This window comes from Microbacterium sp. oral taxon 186 str. F0373, from assembly GCF_000411455.1.
Classification (GTDB): domain Bacteria; phylum Actinomycetota; class Actinomycetes; order Actinomycetales; family Microbacteriaceae; genus Microbacterium.
Genome location: NZ_KE150457.1, coordinates 1926588 through 1940224 on the forward strand (window position 1 = coordinate 1926588; position 13637 = coordinate 1940224).

Sequence of the window (13637 nt, forward strand, 5' to 3'; positions counted from 1 at the left end):
CGTGAGGACGATCCCGCGCCCGTGCAGTTGATCGCGGGGGGATCGGGGGTCGTGCCGCTGCTGGCTATGGCTCGCGCGCGTGCCGTCGCCGACAGTGCGGCTCCGTTCCGCCTGCTCTGCTCGACCCGTTCGCCGGACGACGCGATGTACGCCGACGAGATCTCCCGCCTTCCACCCGCCGCGTTCACGGTGTCGTGGGTCTACACACGCCAGCCGCCGCCCGGGTGGCCGCGAACGGCAGGCCGCGTCACCGATGCCGAACTGGCGCAGCTGTGCTGGCCGCCCGCGGAGCGCCCCGCCGTCTTCGTGTGCGGGCCGACGTCGTTCGTGGAGGCGGTCGCCGACGCGCTCGTTCGCATCGGGCACGAGCCGGCGCGGATTCGCACGGAGAGATTCGGAGGGTCATCATGACGACGGATGCCGTGACGCACCCGACGCCCGTCGGGCGCCGCGTCGCTCGAGTCGACGGCAACGCACTGGCGGGGATGCTCTCCGGCGTGTTCGCCGACGACCCGACCTCGATCGTCGTCGTGTGCGGGCATTGCGCGCGCTCGGGACCGTTGGCCGAGGCCGTCGTGGAGCGCGACGAGCATGCCGCGATCGTGCGCTGTCGCGGGTGCTCCCGGACGCTCATGACGGTCGTGGCGGCGCCGTCGGGTCCGGCGATCAGAATCGCCGCCCTCACCGAGCTGATCAGCCCGACTGTCGCCCGCTAAGCCGACGCGAGCTCGGGTCGGGCCTCCCACAGTCTCGCGGTCTTCAGCGCGAGGTGCAGAGTGCTGCGCTGCAGGCCGTCGGCCAGCGCTTCGCGCACCGCCGCGGGCATGTGCTCGAGGCGGTAGTAGAGCGTCGTGCGGTGGATGTGCAGCCGGGCACAGGTATCGGGTGCCCGGCCCGCCTCGTCAAGATAGGCCTCGATGGTCTGACGCTGCACCTCGTCACCGGCGGTCAGCAGCGCGTGCGCGGCGGGGGAGACCAACTGAAGCAGGCGCGGCGAGGCGGGGACGGACTGCACCAGCATCCATCCACCGAGCTCTTCCGCCCGCGGCGCGAGTGCCTGCGGCATCGTGGCACGCAGACGCGCGGCATCCAGGGCCTGGCGGATCGTCGGCAACGGATCGTCGCGATCGGGCGGGCAGTCGGCGGTCGCGAGAGCAGACGGGCGCGCCGCGTGCGCACGCGTCTCGCGCTCGACGGCGGCGATGCAGGCCGCCATGTCGACCGTCGCGGGGGAGATCAGGACGACGGCGTCGTCGACGATGTCCACGACGTCGGTCGGCGCGGGCAAGGCTGCGGCGAGGCGGCGCCCCAGCGCGATCTGCTCCACCTCGCCGGTGCCGTTCGCGAGCACGGCCCAGACGCGCAGCGGTTCATCGGGCGCGACGACCCATCGCCGGGAGCGGAGCTCCCACAGCGCATCGGTGCGCGCGGTGGCATCACCGGCGAGCAGGGCGGCGCAGACGCGCTCGCGTCGGCCGCCGTCGCCGCCGTGTGCGCGTGCCAGCAGATGGACGGCGGCGTCGACCACACCCCAGGCACGCGAATCCAGGTCGCCCGCCGAGCGACCGATGACGCGCAGGGTCAGTGATCCGACACCGACTGCAACATCGACGAACCGCGCACCGGCGACGGGCTCCGATACCGCCGCCGCCGGCTGTCGGTCGCCCGACGCGCTGCCGGTCAGGCGCACCCGCGCCCCCAACGATCGCGCCACCTGGTCGATCACCTCGATCGTCTTCATGCCCGTCTCCTCGCGTCGCCCCGTTGAGGCCACGGTAGGACCGGCACGACCTCGCGAGCGTGGCCCTTTCATGGCCACCACCGTGCGCGAGCGGCGCGGATGCCGTCAGCCGGCGTGTTCGCGGGCGCGCAGATCCTTGCGCAGGATCTTTCCGGACGTCGACTTGGGGATCGACTCGATGAACTCGACGCGGCGGATCTTCTTGTGCGGCGCGACGTTGTCGGCGACGAAGCCCATCACCTCCTCCGCGGTGAGCCCGGAGTCGGGCGCGGGCACGATGAACGCCTTCGGGATCTCCTGCTTGTCGTCGTCCAGCACGCCGATGACGGCGGCATCCATCACCTTCGGATGGCCCAGCAGCAGCGCTTCCAGCTCGGCCGGTGCGATCTGGTAGCCCTTGTACTTGATGAGCTCCTTCACGCGGTCGACGATCGAGAAGTAGCCGCCGTCGTGGTAGACGGCGATGTCGCCGGTGTGGAGGAAGCCGTCGGCATCCAGGGTCTCGGCCGTCGCCGCGGGCTTGTTGAGGTAGCCGAGCATGACATTCGGGCCCTGCACCCACAGCTCGCCCGGCCGGGTGCGCCCGTCGTCTTCGATCTCGGTGATCTCCTCGCCGGTCTCGGTGTCGACGAGCTTGCAGACGATGTTCGGCAGGATCGTGCCCACCGAGCTCACCGGGATGTCATCGCGCGTATACGGCATGGCGTGGGAGACGGGGCTCAGCTCGCTCATGCCGTAGCCCTGCATCATGCGCGCGTTGATGCGGCGGGCGGCGATCTCGGCCGTCTCGCCGTCGAGCGGCGCGGCGCCGGAGAACACGGTGTGCACCGTGGAGATGTCGAACTGATCGACGATCGGATGCTTGGCGAGAGCCACCGCGATGGGCGGAGCGATGTATAGGTAGGTGCACCCGTAGGTCTGGATGTTGGTGAGGAACTGCACGAGGTCGAACTTGGGCATGGTGACCAGGGTCGCCCGCTGCTTGAGCGCGAGATTGAGCAGCACCGTCATCCCGTAGATGTGGAAGAAGGGGAGCACCGCGAGCACGCGGTCGGTGTTCTTGAGATCGATGTTGATGCGACACTGCGCGACGTTCGCGACGAGGTTGCGGTGACTCAGCATGACGCCCTTGGGAATGCCGGTCGTCCCCGACGAGTAGGGCAGGACGGCCACGTGCGTCGCCGGGTCGAACGACACCTCCGGCGCGGCACGGCCCTCGCCGAGCAGGCTGCGCAGATCGGGATGCCCGTCGGCACCGTCGAGCACGACGAGTCGCTCAGCGGGGATGCCGACGGCCTCTGCCGCCTGCTGCGCGGCGCCCAACAGCGGGCTCACCGTGATGAGCCAGCTGGCCCCGGCGTCTCGCAGTTGCTTCTCGATCTCGCCGGCGGTGTACAGCGAGTTGATCGTCGTCACCGTCGCGCCGGCGCGAAGGATGCCGTGGAACACGGTGGCGAACGCCGGCACGTTCGGGCAGAGCAGACCGAGCACGGTGTCGGTGCCGACGCCGCGAGCAGCCAGCGCGCCGGCGAAGGCGTCGACCTGCGCCTTGAGCGCGCCGTAGGAGGTCTCGGCGCCCGTTGCCGGATCGATGAGGGCGATGCGCGCGGCGTCATCCGCGCTGAGATCGGCGAACAGGTCGTCGTAGATGCTGACGCCCGGGATTTCGACATCGGGGAAGGGGCTGGTGAACACGGCGGTCTCCTTCGACAGCGAGCGGGTGGTGCCCGCAAGGACCGGCGACGCTGCCGGGTGCGTCCATCATGCCACCGCCGGACGCGTGCGCGGCACGCGGTCTCCGTTTCGGGGAGACCGCGTGCCACCCGGCGCCGGCGTCAGACGAGGACGGCGCTGTGCTGCGCGCGACGCCCGACCGCGAGACGCTCTGCGGCGCGCTCCTCCGCGGCATCCAGCGGCGTGACGCCGCGCGCGGCGGCATCGGCGAAGATACTGCGCACGGTGTCGCCGATCGCGGCGACACGATCCATGATCTGGTTGCGTGTGCCCCGGTGCTTCGCCTCCAGATCCAGGTAGACGACGCCGCCGGCGTTGACGACGAAGTCGGGCGCGTAGAGGATGCCGCGCGCCGCGAGGCGGTCGGCGCCGGAGCGGTGGGCGAGAGGGTTGTTCGCGGGGCCGCAGACGGCGCGTGCGGCGAGGGCGTCGATGGTGTCGGCGTCGAGCACCCCGCCGATGCCGGCGGGGACGAACACGTCGGCTTCGACGAGATGCTCGGAGCCCGGCTCGACCCACCGTGCATCGAGTTCGGCGGCGAGGCTGCGTTTGGCGGGGTTGACATCGGTCACCGTCAGCGCCGCGCCTTCCGCGCTCAGGCGGACCGCGAGTCGGCTGCCGACCTGCCCGAGCCCGGAGATCGTGATCCGGCGGCCGGCGACCTCGGGCGAGCCGGTCACCTGCTCGAGTGTGGCGCGCAACGCCTCGTATACGCCGAGGCTCGTCGGGCCCGCGGGCTCGCCCGACCCGCCCACCGCGTCGGGCAGGCCGACCACGTGCGCCGTCCGCTCGCTGACCACCAGCATGTCCTCCGTCGTCGATCCGACGTCCTCCGCCGTGCGGTAGCTGCCGTCGAAGCGGTCGACGGCGTCGCCGAGATCCAGGTACGCCGCGCGCCGACGATCGGCGTCGAGGGTCGTTCCCGGCGGCAGGCAGATCACCGACTTGCCGCCGCCGGCGTCCAGCCCGGCCGCGGCGTTCTTGAGCGTCATCGCGGCCGAGAGGCGCAGGGCGTCTCCGACGGCGTCGCTCCAGTGCGGATAGGTCCACATGCGGGCACCGCCGAGGGCGGAGCCGAGTGTCGAGGAGTGCAGCGCGACGGTGATGAGCAGACCGCTCCGGGCGCCCGTCGTCACCTCCACGCGCTCGTGGGAGAAATCGGGCAGGGGCAGGGTGTGCGTCATCGCATCCTCTTTCGGCGGGCCTTGTGGGCGGTGCTCGGTGGATGCCGCCGCGTTGCGGCATCCACCCCCTATTCTGCCTCCGCCGGCACCGATCCCGTGGGTGCGTGCGCGTGAGCGTCGTCGACCGCGCCGGTGGTGCCGCGGTCGGAGAGATCGAACGGGCGTCCCCGCAGCGCGCGCAGCGCGTACAGGATGGTCGCCAGATCGATCATTTCCTGTCCGAGCGCGCCGATGACGGCCGGCACCAGGCCGGTCGTCGCGAGCAGCATCGCCGCGACGCTCAGGGCGATGCCGATCCAGATGGCGACGTAGGCCACGCGCAGGGTGTCGCGACCGATCGCGACCGCTTCGGCCACCTTCGTCAGCGAGTCCTTCAGCACGACGGCATCCGCCGCATCGCCTGCGGCCGTGGCTCCCCGCGCGCCCATCGCGATGCCGATGTCGGCGGCGGCGAGCACCGGCGCATCGTTCACCCCGTCGCCCACCATGAGCACCGGGCGCGGCGTCATCATCGCGGCCAGGTGCACCTTCTCGGCGGGCAGCAGGTCGGCGTGCACCTCGTCGACGCCGACCGACGCCGCCACGGCGTCGGCGGTGGGCCGGGCATCACCGGTGAGCATCGTGACGCGTTCCACGCCGTGTCCGCGCAACCAGCGCACGACGGCCCGCGACTCCGGCCGTGCGCCGTCGGCGAGCACGAGGGCTCCCGCGAAGCGCCCGTCGACAGCGACGTACGCGGCCGCATGCCCCGCCTCCAGCGCGGTGAGCGTGGTGTCCGGCGCGAGTGCCGCGACGTAGGCCGGCTTTCCGACGACGACGCGTCGCCCGCCGATCACGGCGGTCACTCCGTTGGTCGCCTCCTCGTGCGCATCGTCGGCCGCCTCCACGGCGATCCCACGGGCGGACGCGGCGCGACGGATGCCGTCGGCCAGCACGTGCGCGGAGTACTGCTCGGCCGAGGCCGCCCACGCCAGCAGGCGGTCGGGATCGATGCCGGGCGCGGGACGCACATCGACCAGCACGGGACGGCCCTGGGTCAGGGTCCCGGTTTTGTCGAAGGCGGCGGAGCGCGCGCGTGCCAACTGCTCGATGACGGCGCCGCCCTTGACGATGATGCCCGCCTTCGCCGCCCGCGAGATGCCGCCGAGGAAGGCGACCGGGGCCGCGATCAGCAGGGGGCACGGTGTGGCGAGCACGAGCACCTCGGCGAATCGGACGGAGTCGCCCGACAGCCCCCACGCCGCTCCAGCGATGGCGAGCGAGACCGCCGTGAAGGGAATCGCGAACCGGTCGGCCAGGCGCACCATCGGTGCGCGCGACTCCTGCGCGGCACGCACGAGCGCGATGATCTGCTGGTATTGGCTGTCGGCGCTGCGCCGCAGAGCCCGCACCCGGATCGCGCGCGATCCGTTGACCGCTCCCGAGAGCACGGTCTCGCCGGCGGTGCGCGTCACCGGCATGCTCTCTCCGGTCAGAGACGACTCGTCGAAGCTCGCCTCGTCCGACAGGAGGACACCGTCGACGGGAACGACCTCCGCGGGGCGCACCAGCAACTCGTCGCCGACCGCGACCTCGTCGGCGGGAAGATCCCGTGTCTCATCGCCCGCGCCCGGACGGCGGACATGCGCGATCTGCGGCGCGCGATCCAGCAGCGCCGTCAGCTCACGAGTCGCACGGCGGCCCGCGTAGTCTTCGAGCGCCTCGCCGCCGGAGAGCATGAGCACGATGATCAGCGCCGCGATCGTCTCACCGACCGCGAGGGTCGCGACCATGGCGATGACGGCGAGCACGTCGAGTCCGACATGACCGCGCATCACGTCGCGGATCATGCCGATGATCGTCCACACGACGACGGCGGAGACGTAGGCGGTGGTGATCCCCGTCGCCCACGCGCTCTGACCCGCGCCGGCGAGTGCCGCGGCGATGATGCCCACGGCGACGGTCGCGGTGATCACGGGGTACCGTCCGAGGGCGGCGAGGATGCGGCGCATGCTCCCAGCATTCTCCTCGGAGCGAGGGCCCGCCAGTAAGCCTGGATTGCCTTGCTTGGACCGCGTCGGCGATGTTCGAGGGCGGCCGACTCTAGGCTGGCGCCATGACCGAGAACCTCTCGCCGCGCAGTCGCATCGTCCACGAGGCCCTCCGCTCCGCCGGGGTGGCGGGGGAGATCATCACGCTCCCGGACGCCGCCTCGACGGCGGCCGTGGCCGCCGCCGCCCTCGGCGTCGAGGTCGGCGCCATCGCGAACAGCCTCGTCTTCTTCTCCGACGGCGAACCGCTGCTCGTCATGACCAGCGGGGCTCACCGCGTGGACACGGCGGCCCTCGCCGAGCGCCTCGGACGCCGGAGCATCGTGCGGGCGACGCCGGATCAGGTGCGCACGGCCACCGGCCAGGCGATCGGCGGCGTGGCGCCGACCGGACACCCCGCCCCGCTGACCACCGTGGTCGACGAGGCGCTCGCGGCATTCGACGAGATCTGGGCGGCCGGCGGCACACCGCACACCGTGTTTCCTCTCACGTTCGACGAACTCGTCCGCCTGACCGGCGGCACCGTCAGCGCGGTGGACTGAGCACGCTCAGTCGGCCCGCAGCACCTCCCAGGCGGTGACGGCCGCGGCGGCCGTCCAGGCCTGCGGCCGGCAGGCCGCGGGGTAGGGGGCGGGAGCCCGCACCTCGTCGGCGCTGTCACCGGCGTACAACTCCGGCACACGGAACTCGAACGCCTCGGCGCCGGCGAGCATCTGCGCGACGATCCGCCGGGCATGATCGTGTCGACCGGCGCGCAGCATCCCCCGGGCGACGATCGCGGTGTCGTGGATCCAGACGCTCCCGCCGTGGTAGCTGAGCGGCCAGTAGCCCCCGGCGTCGGTCGAAAGGGTCCGGATGCCGAAGCCGGACGCCATCCGCTGATCGATCAGCAGGTCGGAGACGCTCGCCTCCTGCGCGCGGTCCAGGATGCCGGTGCCCAGGAGATGGCCGATGTTGGAGGTGAGCGTGTCGACCGCGCGGCCCTCGCGGTCGAGGGCGATCGCGGGGAAACGTCCGGACGGCGTTGTCACCCAGAAGCGCTCCGCGAAGCGGTCCTTGAGATCGCGCGCCCACGCGCGCACACGCTCGGCGCCCGGCCGGCCGAACCGCTCCAACAGATCGGCTCCGCCGATCGCCGCCTCGTACGCGTAGCCCTGGACCTCGCAGAGAGCGATGGGGCCTGCCGCGAGCGAACCGTCCTGCCATTGGATGGAGTCGCCCGAGTCCTTCCACCCCTGGTTGGACAGGCCGTGGCCGGTCTCGTCGACGTACTCGAGGAACCCGGTGCGCTCCGCGGAAGCCACGATCCAGTCGAGGGCCGCTTCCATCGCGGGCAGCAGTGCGATCACGTCGGCATCCGGCATTCGCTGGGCCGTCTCGGCGAACAGGCAGATCCACAGGGCTGTCGCATCGACCGTGCCGTAGTACAGCGGCGGCAGCACGATGCCCTCGCCCGGCATCGTCAGTGTCGACGCGCGCAGTTCGTGCATGATCTTGCCCGGCTGCTCGGCCGTCGCCGGGTCGTCGTGCGTGCCCTGCAGACGCGCGAGGACGCGCAGCGTGGATGCCGCGATCCGCGCATCCAGCGGCAGCAGCAGTCGCGCCGCCCAGAGCGAGTCCCGTCCGAACAGGGTGAAGAACCAGGGTGCGCCGGCCGCGAAGAACTCGTCCTCCGGCGCCGCGGGAAGGGCGAGGCGCAGCGCTCCGAGATCGTCGAGGGCGCGGTCGAGCCAGCTCTGCAGACGCGGATCGGCACCCGCGGGCACGCACGGGCGCTCCCAGGGGATCGTCGTGGTCGCCCCGCGCACCACGAGGGCGGCGTCCGCAAGGAGTGCCGTCCACGACACGCTCATCCGGCCCCGGGCGGGGCAGTCCAGGCGCCATTCCAGGGTGATCTCGCCATCGTCGGCGGTGACCGCGGCATCCGGCGCCGTCAGCTGGACGGAGGTGTCGCCGCGACGGACGACGACCGCGCCGTCGGCGATCGTGATTTCGCCTTCCGTCCTGCGGGACGCGCCCGCTTTCACGTCTTGCAGGGCGCCGATATCGACGCGCACGCGGGCACGCAGTCGGAGGGGGACCGGGATGTCGCGGTGGGAGTGCACGGTGAGCGTCTCGGTGACGCGGCCCTCCACCACGGTGCGCTCCCGCTGCAGACGCACCTTCGGATCGGGCGTGTCGTCGTCCACGCCCCGCAGCAGAGCATCCATCCGCACGGTGCAGGCAGAGATCAGGTCGGTGGCGATGTGCTCCGGGCGATGCCACGCACCGTCGGCGCCGGCATAGTGCACGTCGAGACCGCGCACGAACCGCGTGTCTCCGTGGTAGATGCCGTCGATCGGGGCCGCGCCCATGTCGCCGTCACGCCCCGACCACGCCTGGGTGGGTGCGGCGAGCGCCACGACCCGGTCGGACAGGAATGGCTGCAAGCCGGCCGTCATCCCTTCACTGCTCCTTCACTGGTGTTCATGATCTTCCTCTGGAAGAGGAAGAAGAGGACGGCGACGGGGATCGTCATGATCGCCGCGGCCGCGAGTTTGAGGGGGTACTGGGTGCCCTGACTGAGCTGGCCCGAGGCGAGGGAAGCGACGCCCTTGGTCAGTGTCGTGAGCTCGGGCGACTGCGTCGACACGATGAAGTGGCTGAGCTCGTTCCACGACCCTTGGAACGACAGGATCACGATCGTGATCAGCGCGGGCCGGGCCATCGGCAGCACGATCGACCAGAACACGCGGAAGCTGCCGGCCCCATCGATACGCGCCTGTTCCTCGACCGAGTCGGGGATCGACTCGAAGAAGTTCTTCATGATGAACACGCCTGCCGCGTCCACGAGCAGCGGCAAGATCATGCCGGCGTAGGAGTTGTAGAGACCGAGCTGGTTCAGCACGAGGAACTTGGGGATCAGCAGCACGACGGTCGGCACCGCCATCACGGCGACCACGAAGGCGAACACGACGGCGCGGCCGCGGAAGCGCAGGCGAGCCAGCGCGTAACCGGCGAGCGAGACGAAGAACACCCGCCCGATCGTCACGCACACGGTGACGATGACCGAGTTCGCGAACCACAGGGGGAAGTCGCTATGCAGGAACAGGCGCTCGTAGGCCGCCGTCGAGAACGTCGCAGGGATCAACGAGATCGGATCGGTCGCGGCATCCGGCTCCGTCTTGAACGACGTCGCCACCTGCACGAGGAACGGGTAGATGTACACGAGCGCGAGCATGGCCAGCATCGCGTACAGCAGCACTTGCCCGGTGAGGCTGCGAACGGTGATCCGCCGACGGCGGCGCGGTGCGGCACCGGCGCTCTCGGTCTGCGCTTCGACGGTCATCACAGCGGCGCTCATGCGTCTGCCCCCTTCGGCGATGCGGACGGCGTGGATGCCGCGGCCCGCGGCTGGTAGGCGCGGATGCGTCGCTTCGAGACCGGGCGATCGCGCAGCACCCAGCGCTGCAAGAGGGTGAAGGCGATGATGATGACGAAGAGGATGAACGCGATCGCCGCTCCCACCCCCCAGTCCTGGTTCTGGAAGGCGGAGGTGTACGAGAGGTAAGCGGGGGTCATCGTTGTCTTGGCGGGGCCGCCCTGCGTGCCGGTGTAGATCTGGTCGAACACCTGCCAGCACCCGATGAGCCCGAGTGTGATGACGGTGAACAGCGTCGGTCGCAGCTGGGGGAGGGTGATGTGCCAGAAGCGCTGCCACCCGCTCGCGCCGTCCATCATGCCCGCCTCGCCGAGTTCGACGCCGATGTTCTGGAGGGCGGCGATGAACAGCAGCATGAAGGTGCCGCTCGTGGTGAACACCGCCATCAGGACGAAGGCGGACATCGCGACCGAGGGTCCCGACAGCCAGTCCCACCACGAGACGCCGAGAAAGCCGGTGCCGGTCAGGGCGTCCGGTCCGTCGGTGATGCCCACCGCTGCGAGGGCGACGTGCACGATGCCGCGCGGATCGCTGAACCAGTTCGGCGCGGCGAGCCCGATCGCCGACAGGATCTGGTTGACGGGGCCGGCGAACGAGAACAGGAACAGCCACAGCACCGTGATCGCGACCGAGCTGGTCACCGACGGGAAGTAGAACGCGGTGCGGAAGAACCCACGGCCGCGCAGGATCCGGCGGCTGACGAGGACGGCCAGGAACAGCGACAGGACCGTCTGCAGAGGGACCACCAGCAGGACGTACCAGGCGTTGTTGCGCAGCGCCGTGCCGAAGTCGCGCTCGGCGAGACCTCCGCCGGTGGTGATCGCGACGTAGTTGTCGAGGCCCACGAAGCTGACCGATCCGGAAAGAGGGCTTCCGCGCCCCGACCAGTCCGAGAAGCTGACCCAGAGCGCCATGAGCACGGGCACGAGCAGGAACACGCCGAGGATGAGGATGACGGGCGACACGAACAGCCAGCCCGCGCCGGCCTCGCCGCGGCGGATTCCGCGGGAGCGCGGATGCCGGGGCGGGGCCGGGCGCGAGGGCGTCGCGGCCGGGGCGACGGAAGCGGACATGATCAGCCGACGACGGCCTCGAGGTTGGACTGCACCGTGTCGAGGATCTTCTTCGGGTCGCCCGTCTTCAGGGACTCCAGTTGCGCGTTGAAGTCCTTGATGACATCGGCCGCACCCTTATTGGTGGGCACGCCCTGCGCGTAGTCGGCGCCGTTCAGGAACGCGACGAGCGACGGGTTGTCGCTCTTCCACGTCTGAGCGGCGGACTGCACCGACGGCATTGGTCCGAACGCCTTCGAGAACGCAAGCTGCTGGTCGGCGCTCGTGAGGTACTCGACGAGGTCGAGAGCGGCCTTCTGGTTGGGGCTGTCGGCGGCCATGCCCCAGCAGTTGGTGAACTGCAGGGTGCCCTTGCCGGCGCTGCCGGCGGGGAGCTCGACGACCTTGGCCTTCACATCGGGGTAGTCGCCGAGGGCGCCGGTGATCCAGTTGCCCTCGATCGTCATGGCGCCCAGCTGCTTGCCGAACGCCTCGCCGCCCCAGCCCGCCCCGACATCGGAGGCGTAGGCGAAGGTGCCGTCCTGCAGGTGCTTCTGCACGTAGGCGAGCGCCGTCACGTTGGCGTCGCTGTTGGCTTCGGCGGTCTTTCCGTCCTCCGAGACGAGGCGGCCGCCGGCCTGCGCCATGAAGGCGCCGAGACGGGCGTACTCGCCGCCGAAGACGAGCCCCTTCGTCGTGCCGCTCGTCAGCTTCGCGGCCACCGCGGCCAGCTGGTCCCAGGTGGTCGGGATGTCGGCGTCGGTCAGGCCCGCCTTCGTCCACAGATTCTCGTTGATCACGAGCTGCAGCGTGGAGAAGTCCTTGGGCGCGCAGAAGAAGGTGTTGTCGTAGGTGAAGTTCTTCACCAGCGACGGGTAGAAGTCGCCCTTGTTGCTCAGCTGGTCGCCGTAGGCCTTCAGTGAGCCGTTGCTCGCGAAGCCCGCGAGCTGGTCGGTGCTGAGGTAGAAGAGGTCCGGCGGAGAGCCGGCAGCGAAGCCCTGCGACAGCTGCTGGGCGAGGTCGGTCGCGGCGACGACCGACGCCGACACACCGGATTTCGCGGACCAGGCGGCGACGGCATCCTGCGCGGCCTTGGTCTCGGCGTCTCCCGATGAGCCGATCATGATCGTCAGCGGCTTGTCGGACGAGGTCAGCCCTCCGGCGCTCGCCGAGGGGTCGGATCCCGACCCGCTGAATCCCTGGCCGCATCCGGTCAGCAGCAGGCTCGAGGCCACGGCCAGGCTCCCTGCCGCGAGCATCGTCCGTGCTGTGTGTCGCTTCATCGCATCTCCTTCGATCGCGGGGCTCGCGCGTGCTCAGCGCGGCCCATGGTGCCATCCCCTCGCGGATCCTCCGTACGATCCGCCGTTGAATCGATCATTTGATCGTTCAAATCGTGGGATGCTTGAAAAGATAGACGACCAGGCCGAGACCGTCAAGGAGGACCGCGTGAACAGATCGGCGACGATCGAGGACGTGGCGCGGGCCGCGGGCGTATCCCGCCAGACGGTCAGCAACGTGATCAACTCACCCCAGATCGTGCGGGAGGAAACGCGCGCCCGTGTCGCCGACGCCATCTCGCGTCTGAACTACGCCCCTCATGCCTCCGCACGCCGATTGCGCACGCGACGCAGCTCGACCATCGGCATCCACCTCGACCCGTACGCGGGCGGGATCTCCGGCGTCGTGCTCGACCGCTTCGTGCACGCGCTCACCGAGCAGGCGGGCGAGCGGGGCCTGCGTGTCATGCTCTACGCGGCGCGCACCCCCGAGGAGGAGATCCGACGGATGGGGGATCTGCGTGAGGGCGGAGAGATCGACGCGGTCGTCATCACCGGCACGTTCCCCGGCGATCCTCGTGCGGAGTGGCTCGTGGAGCGGGGCGTGCCGTTCGTGTCCTTCGGCCGCCCCTGGGGCAGCGACGACGTCGGCGCCCCTACCCATCACTGGGTCGATGTCGACGGCGCCGCCGGCACCGCCGAGGCGACACGGCACGCGTTGACCACGGCGGGTCCGCGCGTCGCCTTCCTGGGCTGGCCCGCCGGTTCCGCGACCGGCGACGACCGTGAACGCGGGTGGCGTCAGGCCCTGGATGCCGGGCACGCGCGCGCGGGCGGATGGACGCCGATCCGCGCCGTGAGCGACGAGAATGTGGCGCGCGCGCGCGACGTCGCCGCCGATCTCGTCGCCGCCGACGAGATCGATGCCATCGTCTGCGCCAGCGACTCGCTCGCGGTGGGCGCCCATCTGGCCGCGGTGGCGGCCGGGCGCCCCGCCCTCCCGATCGTCGGCTTCGACAACACCCCCGCGGCCGAAGCCTTGGGCCTGTCCAGCGTCGAGCAGCTGCCCGAAGAGGTCGCCGTCGGCGCGCTGGACCTGCTGCTCGGGGGAGCGGCATCCATCGAGCGCCGTGACGCCGAGCCCGGGCGCGCCCACGTCCTCGTCGAGCCGCGCCTCGTCGTTCGGTAGGCGGCG

The 13637-nt window shown here is 70.7% G+C and carries 12 protein-coding genes; 4 read left to right on the forward strand and 8 right to left on the reverse strand.

The features are described 5' to 3' along the window. Window positions 1–21 precede the first annotated feature (21 nt). Window positions 22–411, forward strand: coding sequence for a hypothetical protein (locus HMPREF1529_RS09015; protein ID WP_016464584.1), 390 nt, complete (start codon window positions 22–24; stop codon window positions 409–411). Continuing rightward, window positions 408–716 carry a DUF6510 family protein gene (locus HMPREF1529_RS09020; RefSeq protein WP_016464585.1) on the forward strand — a complete coding sequence of 103 codons (309 nt, stop codon included), beginning with the start codon at window positions 408–410 and terminating at the stop codon, window positions 714–716. The genes HMPREF1529_RS09015 and HMPREF1529_RS09020 overlap by 4 nt, the downstream gene beginning before the upstream one ends. Here HMPREF1529_RS09020 and HMPREF1529_RS09025 read toward each other — a convergent pair. The 4 genes from HMPREF1529_RS09025 to HMPREF1529_RS09040 form a co-directional block, all read right to left on the reverse strand. Then, complete coding sequence (locus HMPREF1529_RS09025; protein WP_016464586.1) at window positions 713–1741, reverse strand: helix-turn-helix domain-containing protein; 1029 nt, start codon at window positions 1739–1741, stop codon at window positions 713–715. The genes HMPREF1529_RS09020 and HMPREF1529_RS09025 overlap by 4 nt on opposite strands. A gap of 105 nt (window positions 1742–1846) precedes the next feature. Beyond that, complete coding sequence (locus HMPREF1529_RS09030) at window positions 1847–3436, reverse strand: AMP-binding protein (protein WP_016464587.1); 1590 nt, start codon at window positions 3434–3436, stop codon at window positions 1847–1849. A 140-nt stretch (window positions 3437–3576) separates the two neighbouring features. Further along, window positions 3577–4659 carry a Glu/Leu/Phe/Val dehydrogenase family protein gene (locus HMPREF1529_RS09035; protein WP_016464588.1) on the reverse strand — a complete coding sequence of 361 codons (1083 nt, stop codon included), beginning with the start codon at window positions 4657–4659 and terminating at the stop codon, window positions 3577–3579. Window positions 4660–4727: 68 nt separating this feature from the next. Then, a complete protein-coding gene (locus HMPREF1529_RS09040) occupies window positions 4728–6650 on the reverse strand; it encodes a heavy metal translocating P-type ATPase (RefSeq protein ID WP_016464589.1) in 1923 nt (640 codons plus the stop codon). 104 nt (window positions 6651–6754) lie between these two features. Between HMPREF1529_RS09040 and HMPREF1529_RS09045 the strand changes: the two genes are divergently transcribed. Continuing rightward, window positions 6755–7231 carry a YbaK/EbsC family protein gene (locus tag HMPREF1529_RS09045; protein WP_016464590.1) on the forward strand — a complete coding sequence of 159 codons (477 nt, stop codon included), beginning with the start codon at window positions 6755–6757 and terminating at the stop codon, window positions 7229–7231. A 6-nt stretch (window positions 7232–7237) separates the two neighbouring features. Here the strand turns inward: HMPREF1529_RS09045 and HMPREF1529_RS09050 are convergent, their stop codons facing one another. The 4 genes from HMPREF1529_RS09050 to HMPREF1529_RS09065 are packed head-to-tail and all read right to left on the reverse strand — an operon-like array spanning window position 7238 to window position 12445. After that, window positions 7238–9130 (reverse strand): glycogen debranching N-terminal domain-containing protein, encoded by a 1893-nt coding sequence (locus HMPREF1529_RS09050; RefSeq protein ID WP_016464591.1) that lies wholly within the window; start codon window positions 9128–9130, stop codon window positions 7238–7240. Next, window positions 9127–10032 carry a carbohydrate ABC transporter permease gene (locus HMPREF1529_RS09055; RefSeq protein ID WP_016464592.1) on the reverse strand — a complete coding sequence of 302 codons (906 nt, stop codon included), beginning with the start codon at window positions 10030–10032 and terminating at the stop codon, window positions 9127–9129. Before HMPREF1529_RS09055 ends, HMPREF1529_RS09050 begins: the two co-directional genes overlap by 4 nt. Next, window positions 10029–11183, reverse strand: coding sequence for a carbohydrate ABC transporter permease (locus HMPREF1529_RS09060; protein WP_016464593.1), 1155 nt, complete (start codon window positions 11181–11183; stop codon window positions 10029–10031). Before HMPREF1529_RS09060 ends, HMPREF1529_RS09055 begins: the two co-directional genes overlap by 4 nt. A 2-nt stretch (window positions 11184–11185) precedes the next feature. Continuing rightward, complete coding sequence (locus HMPREF1529_RS09065) at window positions 11186–12445, reverse strand: sugar ABC transporter substrate-binding protein (RefSeq protein ID WP_016464594.1); 1260 nt, start codon at window positions 12443–12445, stop codon at window positions 11186–11188. Window positions 12446–12563: 118 nt separating this feature from the next. Here HMPREF1529_RS09065 and HMPREF1529_RS09070 point away from each other — a divergent pair, with 118 nt between their 5' ends. Beyond that, a complete protein-coding gene (locus HMPREF1529_RS09070) occupies window positions 12564–13631 on the forward strand; it encodes a LacI family DNA-binding transcriptional regulator (protein WP_016464595.1) in 1068 nt (355 codons plus the stop codon). The last annotated feature ends 6 nt before the right edge of the window (window positions 13632–13637 follow it).